The following is a 25,735-nucleotide window of genomic DNA, read 5'->3' on the forward strand; positions in this document are numbered from 1 at the left end:
AAAACATAAAATTCTTATATATAAACGGAGTAATAGACAATTGTGAAGGCATATGCTGTGTAAAAGTGCCGTTGTATTACAAAGCATTATATGCAAGATTCAAACCACAAATCAATGGAGAAAAATCGCAAATGAAACCATTTGATGAAAGTATAAAAAAATATCTAAACAAAGATGGAAGTCTGGAATTAAACAAATTGATAAAAAGATATATAAAATATATAAAATCAAGAGGAGCAGTAATGTTCAAAGGCAGGAACTATTACGAAGGGGTATATCAATACAATCTTGATCAATTTCTTAGTTTGTATGTAGAAGCAGCAGATGGAAAAGTATATCCAGAAACACAAATAGGCGGAGGAAGAATAGATTTATTGATAAATTTAAACAACAAAGAATACTTAATAGAAATAAAAGCAAATATAGATGAAGATCAATATGAAAAATCAAAAAAACAAATAAAAGAATATATAAAAAGAAAAGGGATAAAAGAGGGATGGCTAATAATATATTCAAATACAATAAAAGATTTTGAATATATAGAAGAAGGAGAAAATGGAATAAAATTACATATTTGGTTTATAAAAACCAATTTTGAAAATCCTTCAAAAATATAACTCCAGCAAAAGCTGGAGTTTTTTGTTGGTTGTATATTACTCCAAAAGCAAAAATCCTCAAATTTTGTGATTTTTTTCTTTAATATTTCTTAATATAGATAAATATTAAGAAAAAAATTAGAGTATACAATTTAGGTGCATTAAGGAATAAAAATCAAAATGGGAGGTTAAATTATGAAAAAGGTATTTTTAGTTGTATTATTAATGAGTTTTGTAGTTATTTCTTTTTCAACAAAGTTGATTATTAAAGGTTCTAATACTATTTTTCCTATTGCTCAATTATGGATAGAAGAACTTAAAAAAGTTAAACCAGATTTAGAGATAACTCTTGAGGGAGCCGGATCTTCAACTGGAATTGCAGCTTTATTTAATGGGACAACAGATATTGCAAATGCAAGCAGATTTTTAAAAGAAAAAGAAATAAAAAAAATGAATGAAGAAAATAAATATTTTGCTCCTATTGTTATTGCCTATGATGGAATTGCAATAATTGTTAATCCAAAATTAAAAATAGATAATATTTCTTTAGAAACATTAAAAAATATTTATACAGGTAAAATCAGAACATGGAATCAGGTAAACCCGAATTTGCCAAAGAAAAGAATTGTTATTTATTCAAGAAATACAGCTTCCGGTACATATGAGACTTTTGAAAAAAAGGTTTTAAACAAAGAACGAATGGCCTCAACAGTAAAAATGGTTGAGTCTACACAATTTGAAATTGAACAAGTTTCCAGAAATCCTTATGCTATTGCATATGTTGGCGTTGGATATGTGACAAATTCTGTAAAAGTTTTAACAGTTGAAAATATACATCCGACTAAATTGAATATTTTAAACGCAAAGTATCCTATTTCAAGACCATTATATATGTTTATTGATGTAACTAATGGATGGCCTGAAAGTGGAGTTATAAAAGAATATATAACCTTTGGATTATCAAAAAAAGGTCAGGAATTAGCTGAGAAAGCAGGATATATTGCAGCATATGGGTTTTAAAATTATTGGTAAAAATGGTGATAAAAAAGGAGTGTTCAAATGCGAGAATTTAAAAATAGAATGAATTCTATTTTGATAAAGTTAACTGCAACTATAGGTATAATTGCTTTAATATCAATTTTTATATTCATAATCAAAGAATCCATACCAGCATTGAAAGAGGCTGGTGTGGGAATTTTTACCACTTTTGATTGGTATCCAACTTCTGAAGATGCAGCATATGGGATTCTTACAATGCTTTTTGATTCTATTATTTTAACAGTTTTTACTTCTTTGATTGTTTTGCCCCTTGGATATATAGTTGCTTTTTTTATGTATGAATATGCAACACCATTTGAAAAGAGAATGATAAAATCATCCATAGATTTATTATCTGGTGTTCCATCTGTAATTATTGGTATGTTTTTAATTATTTATATCTCCCCGTGGATGTTTGAAATAGGAGCATGGTCACCTGAGAATATGTTGCTTGCTGCTATAGGTCTTACAATATTATCTTTGCCGTATTCTGCTTCTTTGATGCAGGAAGCATTAGATTCTATTGATATTGAATTAAAAGAAAGTGCTCTCGCACTTGGTTCAACAAAATTTACTGCTGGTTTTAAAATTGTATCAAGAGCAGCCATTTCTGGGATTTTAAATGCATCTATTTTAACTATTAATAGAATTATAGGTGAAACTATGGTTGTTTTAATGGCAGCTGGAGGTGCAAATATGTTACCAACTTCATTACTTGATCCTATAAGGCCATTAACAGCTGCAATAGCAAGTGAAATGGGAGAAGTTGAAATAGGTAGTTTGCATTATTCAGCTTTATTTGTTTCTGGCTTATTTTTGCTCAGTATATCATTTTTATTAACATTAATATCTAAAAGAATTTCAATTAAAAAATTTTAATAAAAGTTATTTAAGGAGATTGAAAAAATGAAGAAAGATTTAGTATTTTCCTATATATTTAGGTTTTTAAGTTATTTAGTATTTCTTACAATAGTCTTTATATTTTTATTTGTAATATTTGATGGGATTAAATATTTTTCAGTATCTTTTTTTCTTGAATCTCCAAAAAATATGATGACAGATGGTGGAATATTTCCTGCGATTTTAGGAACTTTTTTACTTTTATTTTTAACACTTCTAATTTCTGTTCCAATAGGTGTTTTAACTGGTATTTTTTTATCTGAATATGGAAATAATAAATTTGGAAGATTATTAGATATAGCTATAACATCTTTATCTGGTGTACCTTCAATTGTGTTTGGTTTGTTTGGTTTAGCCTTGTTTTCAATTACTTTGGGTTTCAAAACATCACTTTTATCTGGAGCATTAACATTATCTGTTATGGCATTGCCAATTATATCTTCTGCCACAAGAGAAGCGTTAAACGGAGTTTCAAATGCATTAAGGGAGTCGGCTTATGCATTAGGAGCGAAAAAAACTGAAGTTATTTATAAAGTTGTAGTACCTGCAGCAAAATCAAGAATTATAACTGCTGTTTTGATTGGTGCAGGAAGAGTTATGGGAGAAACAGCTCCAGTGCTTTTAACTGCAGCGGTATTTTATTCAACGCATTTGCCAAAAACTTTAAAGGATCCGGTAATGACATTACCCACACATATTTACAATATAGCTATGGTATATGGTGAAAGTGCGCAATGGATGGCGAAAGGAACAGCTTCATTGTTAATGATGATAATTTTAATAATTTATTCTATTGCATTTAGAATAAGGAGGAAAATGGATGAATAATGTTATTATAAAAAAAGATGATATAATAGAGGTAAAGAACTTTAATGCATGGTATGGAAATAAACAAGCTTTGAAAGATATTAATATAAAATTTAAAAGGAATAGAATAAGTGCAATTATAGGACCGTCTGGATGTGGAAAGTCTACATTATTAAGAAGTATAAATAGAATGAATGATAATATTTCAGATTACCGTATTTCAGGAGAAATATTGTTTGAAGACACCAATATATATGATAAAAGTTTAGATATTACTATATATAGAAAAAGGGTTGGTATGGTATTTCAAAAACCAGTTCCATTTCCAATGTCAATTTTTGAGAATATTGCTTTTGGATTAAAAATTCACGGTATGAAAAATAAAAATAAAATTGAAGAAATAGTTGAAAATTCTCTAAAAAAAGCAGCTTTATGGGATGAAGTAAAGGATGAATTGTATAAATCGGCTTATGAACTTTCTGGTGGTCAGCAACAGAGATTATGTATTGCAAGAGCCATTGCAGTTGATCCTGAAGTTATATTATTAGACGAACCAACCTCAGCTCTGGATCCAATTGCTACTCAAAGAATAGAAAGATTACTTGAAGAATTATCTGAAAATTATACAATTATTATTGTTACTCATAATCTGGCCCAGGCAGTAAGAATATCTGATTATTTGTATTTTATGTATCAGGGTGAATTGATTGAAGGAGGATTAACTTCTGAAATAATAAAATCACCTAAAAATGAATTAACAGAAGATTACTTAAATGGAAGAATAGGATAATGGAGGTTATATAAATGCAAAATGTACATCACTTTGAAAATGAAATTTTAGTATTAAAAGCAGATATATCAAAAATGTTATCTTTAGTTCTGGATTCATTTAATATAGCAATTGAAGCTTTAGAAAACAATAATGAATCAAAAGCTAAGCAGGTTATAAATCTTGATGATAAGATTGATGATATAAATAGAAAAATTGAAGATGAAGTTTATCAGATCATTGCCCGTTATAATCCATTAGCAAAAGAATTGAGATATATTATTACTATGATTAAATTTTCAAATAATCTTGAAAGAATTGGTGATTTATCCTGTAATATTGCTCAAAAGGTTTTTTATTTTAAAGATAATGGAATAAGAGCCTCTTTAAATGAAGATATGATGAAGATGATCGGGTTATCACTTGAAATGTTGAAAGAAGTTTTTAAAGCTTTTAATGAAAGAAATACAGAACTTGCCATAGAAATTTGGAAAAAAGATAATATAATAGATGAATTGGAAATTCAGATAAGAAAAGATATATTGATAGATTTTAAAAAGGATATAATAGATGAAAAATCTATTATACCTTATGCATTGATTGCAAGGGATATTGAAAGAGTTTCAGATCAGGTGACGAACCTTTGTGAAGAGATAGTGTATATTGAAAAAGGAGAAAAAATAACCAATTTTTTATAATTTGGGGGTGAAAATATGTCATCTATTCTTATTGTTGAGGATGATTCTGATATTAAGGATATATTAAAAACCTATCTTGAAATAGAAAGATATGAATTATTTGAAGTTGATTCGATAAATGAAATGACTAAATTTTTAAATTCTAATAAGGTTGATATTATATTACTTGATATAATGTTACCGGATGGTGATTCAGTTGATATATTACCTTATATCAGATCAAAAAATAAAAATACAGGAATTATAATAATTTCTGCAAAAAATACAGATAGAGATAAAATTTTTGGAATTGAAAGCGGAGCTGATGATTATATTACAAAGCCATTCAATCCCAGAGAAGTTGTTGCAAGGGTTAGAGCATTATTGAAGCGGTTAAAAAATGAAGATGAAAAATTACAATTTGAAGATCTGGAAATCTATTCTAATAATTATACTGTGAAATACAAAGGTAAGATTATTGATTTAACAGCAAAAGAATTTGAAATATTATATTTATTAGCTAAAAACAATAATAAAATATTTTCGAGAAATGAGATTATAGAAAGTATATGGTATGACAATGAATATATTACGGATCGTGTTGTTGATGTTCACATTAGTATGATACGCTCTAAAATAGGCAAAAACTGGATAAAAACTATTAGAAATATGGGGTATAAATTTAATAAAAAAGTTACAGATTAGGGGAGAAAACATGAAATTTCAAACATTGGATTATATTGATGAGGCTTATATAATTTTGGATAAAATTAAAGTAAAACGTGCTAATATGAAAGCTAAAGATTATGGATTTAATGAAAACAGTGATATTATAAATATAATGACATTTAATGAAATAGATGAATTTATAAAATCTATTATTAATTCAAAGGATTTTAATATTAATTCAACAGTATATTTTTTCCATGGAAAAAGCAAATATCTTTCTATTAAATATTTTTCAAAAGAACAGGTTCTCATATTAAAAGATAGAACTGAACAGGAACTTTTAAAAAAAGTCAAAGCAGATTTTATAACTTCTTTATCTCATGAAATAAGAACACCTTTATCTGTTGCAAAAGGGAATATTTATATACTCGATGATTTTATAAAAGAAGTTAATTTGAAAAAAAACATATCTAAAGTAAAAGAATCCTTAAATAAAATAGAAAGAATACTGGACCAACTTACATTATTATCCATGGCAGAATTTGGTAGTTATGTGCTAAAATATGATATATTTGATCCCGGAAAAATTTTCAGTGATGTTATAAGTGATCTTGAAAATAAAATAACGAATAAAAAAATAAAAATAAATTTTATATCTAATGTAGATTATTTAAAAGGTGATTCTTTTGTAATATACACAATTTTAAGAAATTTAACTTCAAATGCCATAAAATATTCACATGAAAATTCAACAGTAAAAATTATAATAAATAAAGAAAAAATAGTTGTTGAAGATAATGGTATCGGAATAAGAGATAATGAGAAGGATAGAATATTTGAAAGATTTTATAGAGGATATGATGCAAAGAAGTATGCCAGAGGTTCCGGACTTGGTTTATCCATTGTGAAATATTTATGTGAGTTAGCTGGATATAAAATAGATTTTGAATCAAAATGGCAGGTTGGAACTAAGTTTACAGTTTACCTTACATGAAATTAAATATTTGCTTTGCAATATACACGCTACCGCGGGTTGTAGGATAAGCAATCGAGATGTTTTAGTGAATTTGACTTTTTAATACATTTTAAATAAATTACGATGTCCAAAAAGTAAAGTCGCTCAAACCTTGATTGTTAATCCTCAAAAATAGCTCATTCTCGCCGGTCGTATCAGACTCACGTCCATGTTCGGCTTCACTCAATTTTGCATCCGTGCAAAATTGACCGGCTACATTCGCTATTTTTTCGGACAATCTGCGAGTTTTCGCTTGCTTTACTAATTGGACACACTAAAATAAATTTAAACAGCAAAATGTTAATTTTGCTGTTACGTTATATTAATTGATTTTTTTAATTTTTTTGTGTATGATTTGTGAGAATAAAAATTTGGGAGGTGGGTAAATTGGAAAATTCAGTGGTGTTAAAAAATGATTTTCTTGGAAGGTCCCTTGCGGTTATAAATGACTTTACAGTTGATGAGCAACTTTTTTTGTATAATCAGACCTATCGTTTAAAACAAAAATGGCTTAACAAGGAAGATTTATCTGAGTTTATGATTAACAAAAATGTCGGTATTTATATTGTCTTTATTGAACCAAGCACAAGAACCAAAGAATCCTTCATCAATGCTGCAAAATTCCACAAAAAAGCTAGAGTTACAATCTTCGATTCAAATCATTCCTCTTTTAATAAAAAAGAAAGTTATGTTGATACATTTAATATGCTAACTGGCTATAGTGATTATTCGATTTTCATTGTTAGAACAAAATTAGAAGGTACGTGTAGATTACTTGAAAGATCCGTTTCTCAATTTGCTCTCAGAAATAACCTTCCTATTCCTTCTTTTATTAATGCTGGAGATGGTAAACACGAACACCCTACACAGGAACTTCTTGATGAATTTACTTTCCTTGAAAAAAAGAATTTTGATAACTCTTTTATCCATATAGCCCTTGTTGGTGATTTGCTTCATGGAAGAACTGTCCACTCAAAAATCAATGGTTTGAAAATTTTTAAAAGTGTTAAAGTAGATTTAATTGCACCAGAAGAAATTTCAATGCCTTTTCATTATATAGAAAAAATGAAGAACAACGGCTTTGAAGTTAGAATATTTGAATCTATAGAAAAATATTTAAAACAGAAGGATATTGCAGATATATGGTATTTTACCAGACTTCAATTAGAAAGAATGGGTGAAGATATTTTAGAAAAAGAATTTATATTAAGAAATTCAGTTACTTTCAGAAAAGACTTTCTATCTCTACTTCCACACCAGGTAAAGTTTTATCATCCTCTTCCAAGACACAAAATATACCCCACAATTCCTACCTTTCTTGATAAATTACCTTTAAATGGTTGGGAAAAACAAGCTATTAATGGATATTGGACAAGAATTATATTATTATCAATGTTTGGTGGTGCGTTAAAAGCGGATTTTAACACTTCTATAAAAACGGAAATGCTTAATGAACCAAAAATAGATGATGAAAAATTCATAGTAAATGCGGAAGTGAAAAATGGAAATAAAGGAGTTCAAAAAGAAGGAAAAAGAGGTATTAAACCAATTAAAAATGGAACTGTTATAGATCATATTGCAAAAGGGAAAGAACCTGAAGAGATTTATTTAACAATTATGAAAATAAGAAAAATAATGAAATTTTTTGATATAGATAGTGCAGATGGGATTTTCAAATCAGAAGATGGAAATTTTAAAGGATATATAAGTCTTCCTGATAGGTATTTAACCAAAAAAGAGATTAAAAAATTATCGGCTATTTCGCCTAATATAACTGTTAATATAATAAAAAATTCAAGGGTAATAGAAAAATATAGAATAAAACTACCACCAAAAGTATATGGATTTGAAGAATTAAGATGTAAAAACGAAAATTGTATAACAAATCCTATTTATGGTGAAAATGTTAAAGGTTCATTCATAAAAGATGAAAAAGGACAATTGATATGCGAATATTGTGAGACACCACACGATTATAATGAAATATGGGATATTTAACATTAAAACATTCATATATTAAACGTTTATGTATTAAAAATTTATATAGCAGGTGATAATATGAGTATTATGATAAAAAATGCTGAAATAATATCACATTCTACAAATGGAAGATTTAATATATATATAGAAAATGGAAGAATAATTGAAATTACAAAAAATCAAAAGAAAGCTAAAGTAACTAAAGTAATTGATGCAAATGGATACGTAATTATACCAGGAATAATAGATATGCATACACATTTAAGAGATCCCGGTTTTGAATATAAAGAAACTATAGAGACAGGTCTTAAAGCAGCAATTCATGGAGGAGTTACAACATTAGGAGTAATGCCTAACACAAAACCATCTCTTGATAATTTGGAAAGCCTTCAATATATAGAAGAAAAAAGTCGAAAAACAAATCTTTCAAAAATTATTCCTATTCCTGCAATTACAAAAAAAAGAGAAGGAAAAATAATAAATGATTTAAAAAAATTTAGTAAATATGGATATAGATTTTTCTCAGACGATGGTGATCCAGTTTGGGATGATGAAATAATGTTAAAAGCTTTGCAAATTACAAAAGAATTTAATGGAATTATAATAAATCATTGTGAAGATAAGAGATTTTTGGGAAAAGAGATATTTGAATCATTGATGGTTGCAAGAGATATAGAATTATCAAAGTTTTCTAATTCTCATGTTCATATTGCTCACATATCAACATCAAATACACTTGATTTAATAAAATATGCAAAAACAGAAGATTTAAAAGTAAGTTGTGAAATAACCTTTCATCATCTTTTGTTAGAAAAGGAGAAAAACAATACATTAAAAAAAATAAATCCTCCATTACCAGACAAAGATACTCAAAAATATTTGATAAATAATCTTGATTATATTGATATTATTGTAAGTGATCATGCTCCACATACATTAAAGGAAAAGAATAAAGATTATGAAAACGCTCCTAATGGAATCTCAGGATTAGACATCTTTTTACCTGCTATTTATACTCTTTCAAAAAAACATAAAATAGATTTCAAATATTTAATAGAAAAAACAACTTATAACCCTTCGAAAAATTTTAAATTATCAAAAATTGGGGATATAAAAGAAGGATATTCTGCAGATTTAGTTATTTTTAATCCAAAAGAAGAATGGGATAAAATAATATATTCAAAAGGTAAAAATATGCCCTATAAACAATTATATGGAAAAGTATTATTGACAATGATTGATGGGAAAATTAAATATAATGAAAGGGGATTTTAATGAAAGCTATAATAAGAGAAAATAGGAATACAGAAAATTATATATTGTTAACTGTAGAAACAGAAAAAAGAATAGACATAGAACCCGGTCAATTTGTAATGATAAAGTCAGAATGTTTTGATTTTTCAAAGCCGTTTTCAGTAATATATCAGGAAAATAATATAATAAAATTTTTAATAGCTGTAGTTGGTGAAATGACTTCAAGAATAAAGAATTTAAAAACAAATGATGAAATAGAAATAAGAGGCCCTTATGGAACTCCATTTATAGAAAAAATAGAAAAAAATAAAAAATATGTATTACTTGGAGGAGACTGCGGTTCAGCACCACTTATACATTTTTCAGAGAAATATCCAGAATTTGTAAAGGGTAAAATATATGGTTTTTCAACAAATGAAATAAAAAAAATAATTGATTTAGAAGGGTTGCACATAGATGAAGAAAAAAATATAAATATGATTGAATATGCTAAGCAGTTAAATATTACAGATAAAGATTATTTATTGATTTGTGGCAGTTTAGATATGATTAAAGCTACACAAAATGAATTTAAAAATAATAGAATATACGCATCTTTAGAAGCGAGAATGGCATGTGGAATTGGTATGTGTAAGGGCTGTCCAATAAGAACGAAAAATGGAATAAAGATGATATGTAAAGATGGGCCGATTTTTGATTTAAGTGAGGTGCAACTTGAATGGTAAAAATATGTGGTGTTAATTTCAAAAATCCAATTATTATTGCCTCTGGGCCAGGAGGTAACGGAAAAGAATTATCGGAATATATAAATTTAAATAAATTAGGAGGATTTACCGCGAAAACGGTAACGCCTGAAAAGAGAGAAGGTAACCCACCACCAAGAATTGTAAATGTTAAATCTGGAATAATAAATTCAATAGGACTTCAGAACCCTGGAATAGAAGATTTCATGAAATATGATTTGCCATTTTTAAACAAATTAAATACAAATATAATACTCAGTATTGGTGGAAATAACAAAAAGGATTATCTTGAATTAATAGAAAAATTAAATAATTCAAAGGCGGCATTTTTTGAGTTAAATTTATCCTGTCCAAATGTTGGAAAAAGTGGAATCGCATTAGGAACAGATGAAATAGAGATTTTTGATCTCTTAAAAGAAGCAAAAAAAATATCAAAAAAACCATTGTTTGTAAAATTTGGTGTGGAAACATTTTTGGAAGAATTAGTATATTCTGCAATAAAAGGCGGAGCTGATGGTGTGACATTGATAAACTCACCAAAGGGAATGAAAATATCAATAGAAAACAAAAAACCAATATTAAAAAGAGGGGTTGGAGGATTTAGTGGTCCAGCTATAAAACCAATAGCTCTTGCAACTATATTTAGAATAAAAAGAAAGTTTAAAAATTTGCCAATTATTGGAATGGGAGGGGTATTTGATTATAAAGATGCGATAGAATTTATTATGGCAGGTGCTAATTTGGTTGGAATAGGTTCTGGAGTAATGAGTGATCCAGAAATACCTACAAGGATAATTGATAAATTAGAAGAGTATTTTAAAGAAAAAAAATATGAGGAAATATTATCTTGCGCCCTGGAGGGATATTATGTATAAAAAATATATAGAAAGAAGAAAAAAAATAAATTCTGTATTATTTGTTGGATTGGATAGCGATGAAAAAAGGATAAAAGGAGACATTTTAGAATTTAATAAAAAAATTATTGATCAAACGAATGATTTAATATGTGGATATAAAATAAATATAGCGTTTTATGAAAAATTAGGTCCAATTGGAATGGAAATTCTGGAAAAAACAATAAATTATATACAAAATGATCCTGAAATACCAATTATATTGGATGCTAAAAGAGGGGATATTGGAAATACAGCAAAAGCATATGCAGAATATTATTTTAAAAAATTAAAAGTTGATTCATTAACAATAAATCCGTTAATGGGAATAGATACATTAGAACCATATTTGGAGTATGAAAATTCACATGTTTTTTCACTTGCGTTAACTTCAAATAAAGGGGCATATGATTTTGAAATTCCAGATGAATTATATTTGAAAATAACAAAAAAAATGAATGAATTAAATAAAGAATATTTAAATAAAATAGGTATAGTTGTTGGCGCAACTAATTCAGAATATATAAAAAATATTATTTCAATATCAGAAAATATGTTATTTTTAATTCCGGGAATAGGTACTCAAGGTGGCAATATCAAAAAATTATTTGAAAATTTAAACGGATATGAGAATATAGTAATTAACATATCAAGAGCTATAATTTTTGATGAAAACCCCAAAGTTAAAACAATAGAATTTAATGAAAAAATTAATAAATGGAGGTAAAGGAATGGATATATTAAAACTTTTAAAAGAAACAAATGCTATTTTAAATGGGCATTTTTTGTTATCATCAGGTCTTCATTCGGATACATATATACAATGTGCTCAGGTATTAAAATTTCCAGAATATGCTGAAATTCTCGGTATAGAATTATCAAAAAAATTTATAGAAAAACCAGATTATATTGTTTCGCCTGCTCTTGGTGGAGTTATAATAGGATATGAAGTTGCTAGAGCATTTAATATACCTTTTTTATTCACAGAAAGAAATAAAGATGGAAAAATGGAATTAAGAAGAAATTTTTATATAGAAAAAAATAAAAAAATTATTATAATTGAAGATGTAATAACTACCGGAAAATCTACACTTGAAGTTATTGAATCATTAAAAAAATACGAATCAAATATTATTGGAGTTGGATGTATAGTCAATAGAAGTGAAAAAAATAAATTAAATGATCACACATTAGAAACATTAGTAAATGTAAAAGCTAAAACTTATAATGAGAATGAATGTCCAATGTGTAAAGAGGGTATAGAAGTGTATAAGCCAGGTAGCAGAAAATAAAAGAAGCCGCCATAAGGCGGCTTTTATTGATCATTATTAATATGCTGGCATATCTGGCATTTCAGGTGCTTTTTCTTCTTTTGGTTCATCTACTACTAATACTTCTGTTGTTAATAACATTGATGCGATTGAAGAAGCATTTTGTACAGCACTTCTTGTAACTTTAGCTGGATCGATAATACCTTTTTCAAACATATCAACATATTCATTATTTAATGCATCATATCCATATGAAACTTCGTCTTTTGCCAATACTCTATCAATTATTATTGCACCATCAACACCAGCATTTAATGCTATCTGTCTGATAGGAGCTTCTAATGCGTTATATACAACTTTTGCTCCGATTAATTCGTCTCCTTCTAACTCATTTAATAATGGTTCAACAGCTTTTTTTGCTCTTAATAAAGTTACTCCACCACCAGGAACTATACCTTCATCAACAGCTGCTCTTGTTGCTGATAATGCATCTTCGATTCTATGTTTCTTTTCTTTTAATTCTGTTTCTGTTGCTGCACCAACTTTAATTACAGCAACACCGCCAGCCATTTTTGCTAATCTTTCTTGTAATGTTTCTTTTTCGTATTCTGATGTTGTATTTTCAATTTGTGCTTTTATTTGTTTTATTCTTTCTTTAATCTTTTCTTCGTCACCTTTTCCGCTAACTATAATTGTGTCATCTTTTCTTACTTTAACAACATCTGCTCTACCTAAGTCATTTAAAGTTACGTTTTCTAATGTTAATCCAACTTCTTCGCTAATTACAACTCCACCTGTTAAAATAGCTATATCTTGTAACATAGCTTTTCTTCTATCTCCAAAACCTGGAGCTTTTACTGCAACTGATTCTAAAGTTCCTCTTAATTTATTTAATACTAATGTTGATAATGCTTCACCTTCAACGTCTTCTGCAATAATTACTAATGGTTTTCCAGCTTGGGCTACTTTTTCCAATACAGGAATTAATGGTTTAACTGTTGAAATCTTTTTATCTGTAATTAAAATGTATGGTTCTTTCATTATTGCTTCCATTTTTTCTGTATCTGTTACAAAGTATGGTGAAATATAACCTCTGTCAAATTGCATACCTTCTGTGAAGTCTACAAATGTTTCCATGGTTTTTGAATCTTCAACTGTAATAACACCATCTTCTCCAACTTTATCCATTGCATCAGCAATTATTTTACCAATTTCTTCATTATTAGCAGAAATTGATGCTACATGAGCGATGTCTTCCTTGCTTGATAATTTTTTGCTCATTTTACCAACTTCTTCAACAGCCTTTTTAGCAGCTTTTTGAATACCGTTTTTCATTAACATTGGGTTAGCGCCAGCTGCAACATTTTTTAATCCTTCTTTTATCATTGCTTGTGCTAAAACTGTAGCTGTTGTTGTACCGTCACCAGCAACATCATTTGTTTTTGAAGCTACTTCTTTTACTAATTGTGCGCCTAAATTTTCAAATTTATCTTTTAATTCTATTTCTTTAGCTATTGAAACACCATCGTTTGTAATTGTAGGAGAACCCCAGCTTTTTTCTAAAACTACATTTCTTCCTTTAGGTCCTAAGGTTATTTTAACAGCATTTGCTACTTTATCAACACCTCTTTCAAGAGCTCTTCTTGCTTCTTCTGAAAACATCATCATCTTTGCCATTTCACAACACCTCCTTAGTCTTCATATTTTGCTAAAATATCATCCACATCAATTAAGATAAAATCTTCGTCATCTATCTTTATTTCTGTTCCAGAATATTTTGCAAAAATTACATGATCACCTACGTTTATTTCTACATCATCATCTATGTTTCCAACTGCAACAACTTCTGCTCTCATAGGTTTTTCTTTTGCGGTATCTGGTAATACTATTCCACCTTCTGTTTTCTTTTCTTCTATAACAGGTTTTATCAATAATCTGTTACCTAATGGTTTTACTTTCATTCATATCACCCTCCTTACTCAATTTTTATTTTTAGCAGTCAAAGTATCCGAGTGCTAATTTCCGATTAATATGATACCCTTTCTTGAAAAAATATTCAAGTCTGAATATTTTATATTATGAGTAATTAAACACAATTATTACTAATTACATGTTTTTTACTCATTTTTTCTTTGAGTTATGATTTTTTCCATATAATTTCATTATGTCTATCATCTATTATTTCGTTTATATCTTCTGGAACTGTTAAATCTGATGAATATTTTTTTATTACTTCAATTATCAAATCCTTTGGCAATGATGATATTACCCATAAATCACTCAATAATACTTTGTTATTTTTCACCGGAGATTTTATTATAGAACTTTCAACAGCTTTTAAAAATGTAGATAATCCTTCTTCTTTATAAAAACCTTTGCCGGTATCTGAACCATAATTTATTGGCATTTTATCCCTCCTTAAAATATTGTTGTCAAATATATTATATCATTGATAAATTACGTTTAAATTGAAATTTTCACATCGTTTTGATTATTTTGATTCATCATTTTTATCTATATAACTTATTATCGATGTTACTACAAAAACAGTTATAAGATAACTAAAGATAACTCCTAACAATAAAAGAAGACCAAATCCAATAAAACCTCTATATTTAGCCAGCATAAATGTTCCAAAAGCGGCTCCGGTCGTTAATGTTGTCATTGTTATAGCTTTACCAGTACTTTTTAATGCCAATCTTAAATTTTTTTCCCTTCTATATCTATGAATCAAATGTATTCCATCATCTACACCTATTCCAATAATAAGAGGTAAAGCTACTATATTAACCACATTTAATTTAATATTAAACCAACCCATTACACCAAGTATTAATATTATCGACAAAATCATTGGTAATAATGCCATCGTAGCGTATTTAAAACTTTTCATATCGAATAATAATACAATATATATAAATATAATTGTTAATAATAAAATCTTTTTTCCTTCTCTTGCAGATATTTGAATAACGCGTAAAAATATTAATGCAGTACCACTTACATTTTTTAATTCCAACTTTTCCAATTGTTTGAAATATGCCTTTTGATATTCAACATTCCATATATCTCCATTTGAATATGCTGTTGTTAAAATCTTACCATCATTACCAAGATAATTACTTTTTATTTCATCTGGAATATCATTAAGAGTAATTAATTTATCCGAATTTAGATTTTTTCTTAATTCAGTTATTACAGAAATTATTGTATTTTCTATGTTTACTAAATCGTTTATATTTTTATTTGATATTTTTATTAAAATACCACTTTTTATAATATCTCTCAATTGTTTTGCTAAATCTTTATATCCCATAAGATTTAAAGATATTGCTGCTTTTGCCATATTGAAATTAAGTGAGCTGAGTACTTTTTTTAATTCTGTTGTGTTTAATTCAAATTTTTGAATTGGTGCGTTCTTTGTTTCATATGCATTTCTTAAACGTTTAACCTGCAATTCTGTATCAGGCAAAAAAAGAGAAATACTATCTATTTGTGAGAAAATTTTTAAATCTTTTAGTTCGTTATATAATTCCTGTGCTTCAATTAAGTTGTTGCTGATAAATATTGTATTGTCTGGAGAAAATTCGAAATTTTTTAAAATTTTTTCATTTAATTCAATACTTTCCAGTCCTTTTGCTTCTATATTCAGCATGTTTTTATCAAATTCAACATTGCTTATTTTGATGAATGACAAAATTATTAAAGTTATCATTAAAAATATATTTATATTTCTATACTTTTTTATGTCATAGTCTATGACAAAAATGGTTCCTGGATTTTTATATTTATTTCCAAATGTTTTTAATAATATTGTTAGTATAAAAATTGCTGCTAATAATGTAAAAATTATTCCTGAAGATAATACTATACCAAATTCCTTAAATCCAGGAAATGAACTTATTGAAAAAATTCCCATTCCAATTGCCGTTGTTACTGCTCCAGCTATTATACCTCTGACATTCTTTTCAAATATCCCTTTTATTGATTCTACTATTGATAAACCTTCATTTCTTAATTCTATAAATAAAGATATTATATGTATGGAATAATCAATTCCCAGACCAGCTAAAATTGCTCCCATCATTATTGTCATAATATTTAATGACCCAATAGTAATTTTTGTAAATCCCATACCCCATATAATTCCTAAAATTAGAGGAATAACAGATAATAACATATATCTTATGCTTCTAAATCCCAATAAAAAAATTGTTATTATTAATATTAATGATACAGATGTTGCTACTGCCATATCTCTTTCTGTTACAATCATTTCGTCTCTTGCAATAACCAGTGTTCCTGTTAATCCAGCCTTTACGTTAAATTTTTTAGCTTCTTTTTTAACATTTTTTTCTATGGAATTCACAAGAGTAACAACCTTTTTTATATCATTAGAACTAATTGAAGGGCGTATAATAATCAAACCAAAAGTTCCATCTTTTGTTATTAAATATTTTTCACCAAACAGCATATTAAAAAATTTTTCTTGTATTTTTTCTTCATTACCATTCTCTATTTCATTAAATAAATCATACATTGATTTTAACAGATATTCAAATTGCTTTCTATCCTGCTCTGTTATTTTATAACCATTTTCGGGTTCTTTGAACATAACATTTAGGGCTTCAAAAAAACTTGTAAGGTCATATGATGTGTATAACTTTTTTAAAAAATCCTGCTCTTCATCTGGAGATAATAAAAAAATATTTTTTGAAATGAAATCAACTGGATTTTTATAATAAATAGCATCAATATGATCCATGCCTTTTAATTTTTCCGATATATCTTCAACATAAGAAATTATATTTTCTCTTTTTCCTTCAATTCCGATTATTACGCTATCTACACTTTTAAAACTTTTTGTAGCATCTTTGTATACTTTTACATATGGATCATTATCCGGAAGCAAATCCAGAAATCCTGGTCTTATCTGAAGTGTAACTGCCAATGCAACAAATATTATTGTTAATATGGAGAAAAATATAAATATGCTTTTTGAGTGCTTAATAATAAAATTACCCAGAGTTTTCATGCCATCACCTCATAATTAAAAGTATTCTAAATATATTATACCTTAAAATTGCTTAAATATTGATAATTAATAATTTTATATTGAATATTTTGATATCAAAGATTTGTATTTGCTAACATATTTCCCAATAGTTTTTGAAAAGAGTAAAAAAATAACCAGAAACTACGTTTCTGGTTATTTGCTACTTTTTCTTTTTATGAATTCTGTAAATAACGACATTCTTATAGGATGTGTATTTTCTCCGAGCATTAATTCATATAAACGTTTAAAAGCAACATTTCCCATTTCCTGTTTATATACTTTAACAGTTGTAAGTTTATATTTTTTTGCTTTTGGTATGTCATCAAACCCTACAACAGAGATATCTTCTGGAATTTTTATATTATATTTTTTTAATTCTTCAATTACTCTAATAGCTGTAATGTCGTTTGATGCAAATATAGCCTGAGGCATATCATTATTTTTTATTAATAGTTTTATAACTTCATCCATATTATTCCTTACATCATCATATTCGTAATATATAGGTTTTAATTTAGAAAGCATCATAGCTTCTGTATAACCATTATAACGACTTCTAAAGCCGTACGAGTTTAAGGGACCGTGTATATGAACAATTTTTTTCATCTCTTTTTTTATCAAATAATTTACTGCATAAAAGGCTCCACTAAAACTATCAGGTAATATGCTGTCAATTTTTTCACCCGGTATATAATGATCTAATAATATTAATGGTTTTTTGAAATTTTTATATAATTCTAAAATATTTTTTGTTACATCACCACCAACAAGTATATATCCATCAAAATTTTCTTCAGGATTTTCCAGAATTATTTCTTTAACATTAATGCCATAAAATGTTGCCATTCCTTTTATTTCTTTCAATATAATTCCATAAAATTGCCCTATTTCATCTGTTGAATCTTTTATTAATTCCATTCTTTTTCCCAAGCAAATTGCAATATTAAATTGTTTTTTGCTTTTAGCCAAAGCTTTAGCAGAAAATTTTGGTTTAAACTTTAATTTTTCTATGGCAGATAAAACCTTTGCTCTTGTTTCTTCATTAACATTTGCACTATTGTTAATAACTCTTGATACGGTTGCTTTAGATACACCAGCTAATTTGGCAACCTCATCTATTGTTGCCATATTTTCACCTCTATATTGTAGATAATAGTTCTTTTATTATTTTTTCTAATGTTTTAAAGCTATAGTTTTTCTTTCCAATTTCAAAATTCTTATTTATTAAATTATAATATTCATTTTTATTAAATAGAATTTTTATTGTTCTGTCAACAGCCTGATTTAAAGTGTTTTCTTCAATTTCTACTAAATTACCTTTTTTCATAAATTTACTACCCAAATTTATGTATTCTAAACCAGAAGATTTTATATCTTTTAAGAATATTTCGTATTCAAATAATACAACAGGTTTTTTTGAAATTATAGCTTCTAAGAGTTGATTCCCCCACCCTTCTAGTATTGAAGGATATGTTATTATATCAGAAACACTATATAAATCCCAAAAACTTAAAATACCTTTTTCAACAGAAGAATACATATCTATTATATTAATATTTGATTTAATGGCTTTTTCGAGTAATTCATTTTTATAATTATCATCTTCACTCATTCCAGAAAAAGCTAAATATACATTTCCATCAAAACTTTCGCCGTTATATAAAGTTTTACCAATATAATTTTTAGCTTTATATTTAAATTTTTCGATAAGATCAATTGCAAGTTCAATTGCTTTTCTTCTTGTAATTCTTGTTGCCTGTAAGAAAACTATACTTCCAGATGATATATTAAATTGCTTTCTTATTTTTTTATTTAATTCTATACTTACTTCAAACGGAGATTCAAAGTCCATAACATTTGGAACTATTGTTGAATCTACATTTTTTCTTAGATTTAATTCTTTTTGGGCCAGACTGTTAATAACCATATGCTTTATATTTTTTCCCACAGGTGGGCAATATTCAATTAACATATTCTTTATTTCTTTTAAGGTAGTTTTTAAAAAATATTCTCTTTCCCACCAGAAGTCATGATGATGTGATATAAAAATTTTTTCAGGATGTATATCTGCATAATTTTTTAATGCTATTGCAACAGGTAAATATGCCCCCAGTGACCATATATTATTCGGCATTATAACATCATATTTGTCCAGTTTTTCATTAAAGATTTTTAAAATTTTTTCGCTATTATTTTCTATTTTAGATATTAATTCTTCTTTAGAAAAATCTTCCAATTTTTCAAAGGCGTTTTTGTTTATTAGTTTATAATCTGATGTTTCAAAACCTATTTCCTTTATAGTAATATCCACACCTTCGTTTTCATTCCCTGCTACAATATCAACTTTATGACCAAGGTTTTCAAGAACAGCTTTCCACTTTTCCATTTCAAGTGAAACACCATCCATTAATCCGCCACGATAATGTAATAATGCTATATTCATTTTTTCATCTCCTTATCCTTTTTTCTGTTTCAATATCAAAAAGCATTATTCTGTCTTCATCAAAACTAATATTTATTATTTCGTTTGCTTTGTATTTTGGAAAGGCTGGAGCTATGATTTTTATTATTTGCTCTCCTATTTCAAGTGCTATAATCTGATGTGATCCTTGTGGTTCTACAACTAAAATTTTTTCCGTAAAATGTGCTTTATTTTTATTTTCTTCTATTTTAAAACTTTCCGGTCTAATACCCAATATAATTTTGCTTTTATTATAATTTTTTAACAAATCTTTTATTTTTTCTGATAAGGTAAATTTAAGATTTTCATTAAAAAATATAGTTTTTCCATTTTCTGTTTTTATTTCCATTTTAAAAAAATTTGTTGGTGGTGTTCCAATAAAGCCAGCTACAAAAGTATTTTCGCTATCAAAATATACGTCGTCTGGATTTCCAACCTGTTCTATATGACCATTTCTCATAACAACAATTCTATCAGCCATAGATAAAGCTTCTGATTGGTCGTGAGTTACAAAGATAGTTGTAGCTCCTGTTTTGTTATGAATAGCTTTAAGCTCTGTTCTCATTTTTACTCTTAATTTAGCATCTAGATTAGATAAAGGTTCATCCATTAGAAAGATTTTAGGCTTTACCGCTAACGCACGAGCCAATGCCACTCTTTGTCTTTGCCCACCCGATAATTGTCTTGGATATCTTTTTAAATATTCTTTTATTTTAACCATTTCAGCAACTTCATTTACAATTGAATCTATTTTTTCTTTAGATTCTTTTTTTAATTTTAAAGGAAAAGCTATATTTTCATACACTGTCATATGAGGCCATACAGCATAACTTTGAAATACCATACTGACTTCTCTTTTGCGAGGTTCCAAAAAAGTCACATCTTTATCATCTATTAAAATCATTCCTTCTGTAACTTCTTCTAAGCCTGCAATCATACGCAGTGTAGTGGTTTTACCACAACCAGAAGGTCCTAAAAATACAACAAATTCTCCATGATTGACTTCTAAATTTACATTTTTTGCACCCCAAACACTTTTTCCATATTTTTTGGATAAATTTATAAGTTTTAATGTAGCCATATTCATCTCCCCTTATATTTTTATACTCTAACTCCGCCCCACATTTGAAGTATATATTTTCTAATAATCAATGTAAAGATGATTGCTGGTAAAGCTAACGATACTCCACCTGCGGCGCTTAAATTTATTAATCCTTTTGCTCCAACCAGTGTTTGATAAACAACTACCGGAAATGTAGGATTAAATTGGGTTAAAACAATGGCCTGAGCAGTTTCCGCCCAACTGCCAATAAAAGCATACATAGCGCTTGCTGCCAATCCTGGTAAAGCCAGAGGTAAGGTTATTTTCATAAATGCTCCGAATCGTGATGTCCCAAATACCATAGCTGCTTCTTCCAATTCGACAGAAATTCCCATAAATATACTTGCTGTAATCCATATTGTCATTCCTATTTGTCCAACTGAATATACTAATGATAATCCAATAGGTTTATCATAAAATCCCATGTTTATTAAAATAATTACCATAGGCATTGCTATAGAAATTCCTGGAAACATTCTGACAAATAGTACGCTTAATTTCAATAAATTTTTTCCTTTAAAATAGTATCTTGCAAAAGCATATCCAGCCATTCCACCAATAGTTAAAGAAATTAAAACTGTAAGGAAGGCCACTTCTATACTTCTTATTAAAGCAGGAATAGCATCGCTTGTAACTCTAAAAAATGTAATATAATTATCCAATAATTTTTTTGAAATTGTAAAATGTACAGTTCCTAATTTGTCAAAATTTTTTTCATTTTCTTCCAGTAATTTTTCTATTTTATTTATTTCATTATTTTTAATTTCAATCTCATTTTTTAACTGCTTAATTAATTCATCCATTCCACCGATTTTTTCTGCCATATCAATTTTTTCCATTAATCTTCCAATTTCTACATTTAAAATGTTCAGCTTTTTATTTAAATTAATTCTTTCAGATAAAACTTTTTCTATCTTTTCAGGATTTTTTTCTGAGAGATCTTTTAATTTTTTTAATTGTTTATCAAAATTTTCTTTTTTTATCAGGCTGTTCGTTTTTCTTCTTATAAATGTTTGTAATTTGGCAAAATCATTTGTTTCAAGTAGTGTAATATATTTCTTTTTTACCGGGCTGTATATACTTATAATATACTTATCATTTTCTGATAATTTAGGTTTTGATAATTCAAGTCGAAAATGATTAAAAAAAGAAGGAACCAGTCTTGTAGGCCAATCATACGCTTCCTGATCTGACATAAGTGAGATTGTAAATAAAAAATATATTGGGGTTATTATAATCATAATAATTCCTGCAATAATTATATAAAATATAGTAGTTGAAAGGATCTTTTTATATGATTGTTTTGAATTCATTTAAATTCCCTCCTTCTCGAAGGCACCTGAAACTTTCAAATAAATTATTGAAACAGCAGAAACTACAACTGATACTATGACAGAATAGGCAAGAGCTACCCTGTAGAACCCCAGCACTTGCTCTTTATAAAAAACAACTTCTTCCAGAAGTACAGGAATTCTTCTATAACCGTATATCATTACTATTATTAACCATACTTGGATTGCAGATATTATTCTTAATATTAATGCAGTTTGAATGCTTGATTTTAACATTGGCATAGTAATTTTTCTTAAAACAGTAAATTTTGTACCTCCAAAAATATATCCTGCTTCAATCGATTCTTTAGGAATATTTTGTAATCCAGCTAAAAGTATAACCATCATAAATGGTATAACCTGCCATGCATCAATTAAAATAATTAACATTAAAGATTGAAAATCACTTCCAGCTAAAAAAACTATTTTTTGGTTTGCATCTATAATACCAAGATGATATAAAATACTGTTTACCCATCCATATGATGCAAAACCACTTGACCACATTGCGCCTACGGCTACTGCTGGTAAAGCCATAGGAATAAGTGCTATTGATAATAAAACCTGAGAACCAAAAAATTTTTTGTTTATTATTAAAGCTAATAAAAAGGCAACTATGAATTCTAAAGTTACCGAAATCAAAACAAAAATGCTTGTATTTGTTATAGCCTGATTAAAAAATGGATCTTTAAAAATAGTAATATAATTATTTAGAGTAAATATATTATTTTCATCAAAAAAACTATATATTATTGCAGTTAAAACAGGTCTTAACCAGAAAACAATATAAAATATGATAGTTGGAGCAATCAAAATATAGGGAATCCATTTTTTTTCTAAAGCTTTTTTCAAAAGAATCACCCCTTTATTAAAGGGGCGCTCTTAGAACGCCCCACTAAAAAATTATCAATTATTTTCTCATAGCATCAATTTTAAATTGATATATTTCCATTAAATCCGGTTCAAATTTTTTGTCTTCTAAAATCATCTTTTTGAATAAATCATCATAAACTAATTTTACCTGTCCCCAATCTTTCCATATAGGTTCAATATAAGCTAATACGCCTTCATTTAAAACTTTAACTGCATTTTTTATTATAAGATCTTCCGGGTTATTTCCCAGATATTCAATAGCTTCGTCAACTGGAGGTATAAATCCACCCGTACCCTTGCTTGCTTTTAACATTACATCAGGTCTTGTCATATATTCTAAAAATTTTAATGCTAAATCAAAATGTTTTGTTCCTTTTACAATTGCAAATCCACTTGTTCCTGCAACTGAACCTCTTCCTGCTGGTCCTTTAGGAACTGGGGCTACGATAAATTGGGTTGGATTACTTTTAAATACTTCTCCTACACGAGCTGAATGAGCAACTGTCATCCAGGTTTCTTCTCTTTTCATAGGTGGTCTTGTATCATCATAAGTTTTTATTGCTGGTGAAAATGCATCTTTCATTTTGTACAATAAATACCATGCAGCCATTGAACCTGGTGTATCCAAATTTGGCCAATCAGCACCATAAGATAATGCTATTGCTCCTATTTGATATATAAGAGATTTCATTGGAACACCAGTAACTGCAAATTTCCCTTCGCCTTCTGCTCTTGCCACTAAATTTGCCCATTCTGCTAATTGTTCCCATGTTATATTTTCTACATCTATATATTCTGGTTTATATTTTAAAGCTTTTTTGTTAATTAAAGTTAGATATACATCAGCACCAACTGGTAGAAAATACCTGTGACCATTAAATACTGTCATTGAGTCGAAACCTTTTGAGAATGTTCTATCATTCCATTTTTTAATAAAAGGTGTTAAATCATAAACGTAATCTCTATCTACAGCTTTTGGCATATTTGATGCATATAAAATTATTACATCTGTTGTAACATTATTTGTTTTTCTTTGAACATCAATTTGATCCAAAATACTTTGATCATCCATAGTTTGGAATTTTACTTTTACACCATACATATCTTCAAAAGGTTTAATAATTTCGTTAATTATAAACTCTTTCTCTGTTGGCGGAGTCCACAATCTTGAAGATACTACCAACGTTTCAACACTAAAACCTATAATCATAAGAGAAACTATCAGTAATGTTACTAAAATCTTTTTCATACCTTTCCCCCCTTTATAAAATTCAGGCATTTAGCCTCTGTTGTATACTACCATTTTATGAAACCGCTTTCAAATAGTATTATAACCATTTACAATCAATAACAACTTTTTATAGTTTGATATTAATAATTTATTCATGTTTTTAGAGGTGTACATAATTCTTAAAATATGTTAAAATCCTTACAAAGGAGGATTGCTTATGGACTATACAGAATATATTAACTATCAGGAAAGCATTAATAAAATATTATTGGATAAATTAATAAAAAACTGGCAAGTTATAGATGGGATTAAATTGAAGGTAAATTTGGAGGGTAAATATATTAGATTTATAGGAAATACTATTTTGATATTTATAGAACAAAATGATATTAAAATTATAAAGGAAATTCAGAAAATTTTATATTCAAAGGTTGGAGAAATATTAGCTTTACCTTTGAATGCTGATACATTTCATATAACTATTCATGATTTATGTAATTCTTTTACGTATAAAAATGTTGTAAAGTGTATGAAAGAAACAGAAAAAAATATAAAAAAAATATTTATTGAAAACTTTTGCGTTTTGAAAAACGAAATTATATCTTTTAAATCTATCGGTTTATTTCATGGAGGTTCTGCTATAGGTATTCAATTTATTCCAGCGAATAAAAAAGATTATTTATTATTAATGAATATATATAATAAAATTGAAAAAATTTTTCCTTTAAATAAAATTTTAATCCCACATATTACTTTAGGGTATTATAAACCTGTTGATTATTCTATTGAAGAACTTAAGAAAATAAAAAGTGCTATAGAAACAATAAAATTTAACATAAAAATAAATTTGAAAATTAAAAACTTATCATTTGAAAAATTCTACACAATGAACGATTATTCCACAATTTTTTCACTTAAAAGTTTATGTTAAGGGCATAGTATATAAATTACGATGTCTAAAAAGTCGAATTCACTCAGGCAGCGATTATCCTTAAAATTATTCATGCTCAACCGTCGCATCGATTTTTCATCCATTTTTCATCCATGAAAAAGCTTCACTCAAAAAAAC

General features: G+C 27.6%; 25 protein-coding genes. 15 read left to right on the forward strand and 10 right to left on the reverse strand.

All coding sequences use genetic code 11. The features are described 5' to 3' along the window. From X275_RS01420 to pyrE, 14 genes are all read left to right on the forward strand, one after another. Positions 1–617, forward strand: a 617-nt coding sequence (locus X275_RS01420; protein WP_047267196.1) for a PD-(D/E)XK nuclease domain-containing protein, incomplete at its 5' end; no start/stop codon positions are given. A 174-nt stretch (positions 618–791) separates the two neighbouring features. Next, a complete protein-coding gene (locus X275_RS01425; RefSeq protein WP_047267197.1) occupies positions 792–1,616 on the forward strand; it encodes a phosphate ABC transporter substrate-binding protein PstS family protein in 825 nt (274 codons plus the stop codon). Positions 1,617–1,655: 39 nt separating this feature from the next. Then, a complete protein-coding gene (locus tag X275_RS01430) occupies positions 1,656–2,513 on the forward strand; it encodes a PstC family ABC transporter permease (protein WP_047267198.1) in 858 nt (285 codons plus the stop codon). A 27-nt stretch (positions 2,514–2,540) separates the two neighbouring features. Then, complete coding sequence (pstA, locus tag X275_RS01435) at positions 2,541–3,362, forward strand: phosphate ABC transporter permease PstA (RefSeq protein WP_047267199.1); 822 nt, start codon at positions 2,541–2,543, stop codon at positions 3,360–3,362. Further along, positions 3,355–4,131, forward strand: coding sequence for a phosphate ABC transporter ATP-binding protein PstB (pstB, locus tag X275_RS01440; RefSeq protein WP_047266503.1), 777 nt, complete (start codon positions 3,355–3,357; stop codon positions 4,129–4,131). Before pstA ends, pstB begins: the two co-directional genes overlap by 8 nt. 14 nt (positions 4,132–4,145) lie before the next feature. Next, positions 4,146–4,808: a phosphate signaling complex protein PhoU gene (gene phoU / locus X275_RS01445; RefSeq protein ID WP_047267200.1), complete on the forward strand. Its 663-nt coding sequence runs from the start codon at positions 4,146–4,148 to the stop codon at positions 4,806–4,808. A 15-nt stretch (positions 4,809–4,823) separates the two neighbouring features. Beyond that, complete coding sequence (locus X275_RS01450) at positions 4,824–5,492, forward strand: response regulator transcription factor (protein WP_047267201.1); 669 nt, start codon at positions 4,824–4,826, stop codon at positions 5,490–5,492. 10 nt (positions 5,493–5,502) lie between these two features. Then, positions 5,503–6,450: a sensor histidine kinase gene (locus X275_RS01455; protein WP_047267202.1), complete on the forward strand. Its 948-nt coding sequence runs from the start codon at positions 5,503–5,505 to the stop codon at positions 6,448–6,450. Positions 6,451–6,858: 408 nt separating this feature from the next. Next, complete coding sequence (locus X275_RS01460; protein ID WP_197072571.1) at positions 6,859–8,469, forward strand: bifunctional aspartate carbamoyltransferase catalytic subunit/aspartate carbamoyltransferase regulatory subunit; 1,611 nt, start codon at positions 6,859–6,861, stop codon at positions 8,467–8,469. 60 nt (positions 8,470–8,529) lie between these two features. After that, positions 8,530–9,726: a dihydroorotase gene (locus tag X275_RS01465; protein WP_047267203.1), complete on the forward strand. Its 1,197-nt coding sequence runs from the start codon at positions 8,530–8,532 to the stop codon at positions 9,724–9,726. After that, positions 9,726–10,430 (forward strand): iron-sulfur cluster-binding protein, encoded by a 705-nt coding sequence (locus X275_RS01470; RefSeq protein ID WP_047267204.1) that lies wholly within the window; start codon positions 9,726–9,728, stop codon positions 10,428–10,430. The genes X275_RS01465 and X275_RS01470 overlap by 1 nt, the downstream gene beginning before the upstream one ends. Next, the gene (locus X275_RS01475; RefSeq protein ID WP_047267205.1) at positions 10,424–11,323 is read left to right on the forward strand and encodes a dihydroorotate dehydrogenase; all 900 of its coding nucleotides are present in this window, start codon (positions 10,424–10,426) and stop codon (positions 11,321–11,323) included. Before X275_RS01470 ends, X275_RS01475 begins: the two co-directional genes overlap by 7 nt. Then, the gene (gene pyrF / locus X275_RS01480; protein WP_047267206.1) at positions 11,316–12,068 is read left to right on the forward strand and encodes an orotidine-5'-phosphate decarboxylase; all 753 of its coding nucleotides are present in this window, start codon (positions 11,316–11,318) and stop codon (positions 12,066–12,068) included. Before X275_RS01475 ends, pyrF begins: the two co-directional genes overlap by 8 nt. A gap of 4 nt (positions 12,069–12,072) precedes the next feature. Beyond that, complete coding sequence (gene pyrE, locus X275_RS01485) at positions 12,073–12,633, forward strand: orotate phosphoribosyltransferase (protein ID WP_047267207.1); 561 nt, start codon at positions 12,073–12,075, stop codon at positions 12,631–12,633. Positions 12,634–12,669: 36 nt separating this feature from the next. Here pyrE and groL read toward each other — a convergent pair whose 3' ends face one another. The 10 genes from groL to X275_RS01535 form a co-directional block, all read right to left on the reverse strand. After that, positions 12,670–14,289 (reverse strand): chaperonin GroEL, encoded by a 1,620-nt coding sequence (gene groL / locus X275_RS01490; RefSeq protein ID WP_047267208.1) that lies wholly within the window; start codon positions 14,287–14,289, stop codon positions 12,670–12,672. A 14-nt stretch (positions 14,290–14,303) separates the two neighbouring features. After that, complete coding sequence (gene groES / locus X275_RS01495; RefSeq protein ID WP_047267209.1) at positions 14,304–14,573, reverse strand: co-chaperone GroES; 270 nt, start codon at positions 14,571–14,573, stop codon at positions 14,304–14,306. Positions 14,574–14,749: 176 nt separating this feature from the next. Beyond that, positions 14,750–15,019: a hypothetical protein gene (locus tag X275_RS01500; RefSeq protein ID WP_047267210.1), complete on the reverse strand. Its 270-nt coding sequence runs from the start codon at positions 15,017–15,019 to the stop codon at positions 14,750–14,752. Between the two features lie 84 nt (positions 15,020–15,103). Further along, complete coding sequence (locus X275_RS01505; RefSeq protein ID WP_047267211.1) at positions 15,104–17,647, reverse strand: efflux RND transporter permease subunit; 2,544 nt, start codon at positions 17,645–17,647, stop codon at positions 15,104–15,106. Between the two features lie 174 nt (positions 17,648–17,821). After that, positions 17,822–18,796 (reverse strand): LacI family DNA-binding transcriptional regulator, encoded by a 975-nt coding sequence (locus X275_RS01510; protein ID WP_047267212.1) that lies wholly within the window; start codon positions 18,794–18,796, stop codon positions 17,822–17,824. Between the two features lie 10 nt (positions 18,797–18,806). Then, entirely contained in the window at positions 18,807–20,111 is a 1,305-nt protein-coding gene (gene mggS / locus X275_RS01515) for a mannosylglucosylglycerate synthase (RefSeq protein WP_047267213.1), read from the reverse strand. A 4-nt stretch (positions 20,112–20,115) separates the two neighbouring features. Further along, positions 20,116–21,210 (reverse strand): ABC transporter ATP-binding protein, encoded by a 1,095-nt coding sequence (locus X275_RS01520; RefSeq protein WP_047267214.1) that lies wholly within the window; start codon positions 21,208–21,210, stop codon positions 20,116–20,118. A gap of 20 nt (positions 21,211–21,230) precedes the next feature. Then, entirely contained in the window at positions 21,231–22,544 is a 1,314-nt protein-coding gene (locus tag X275_RS01525; protein WP_047267215.1) for an ABC transporter permease subunit, read from the reverse strand. Next, positions 22,545–23,414, reverse strand: coding sequence for a carbohydrate ABC transporter permease (locus tag X275_RS01530; protein ID WP_047267216.1), 870 nt, complete (start codon positions 23,412–23,414; stop codon positions 22,545–22,547). A 58-nt stretch (positions 23,415–23,472) separates the two neighbouring features. Further along, positions 23,473–24,684 (reverse strand): ABC transporter substrate-binding protein, encoded by a 1,212-nt coding sequence (locus tag X275_RS01535; RefSeq protein WP_047266485.1) that lies wholly within the window; start codon positions 24,682–24,684, stop codon positions 23,473–23,475. Between the two features lie 199 nt (positions 24,685–24,883). Here X275_RS01535 and X275_RS01540 point away from each other — a divergent pair, with 199 nt between their 5' ends. Next, entirely contained in the window at positions 24,884–25,597 is a 714-nt protein-coding gene (locus X275_RS01540) for a hypothetical protein (protein WP_047267217.1), read from the forward strand. Positions 25,598–25,735: the final 138 nt, after the last annotated feature.

It is taken from the genome of Marinitoga sp. 1197, assembly GCF_001021165.1.
In the GTDB taxonomy this organism is placed as follows: domain Bacteria; phylum Thermotogota; class Thermotogae; order Petrotogales; family Petrotogaceae; genus Marinitoga.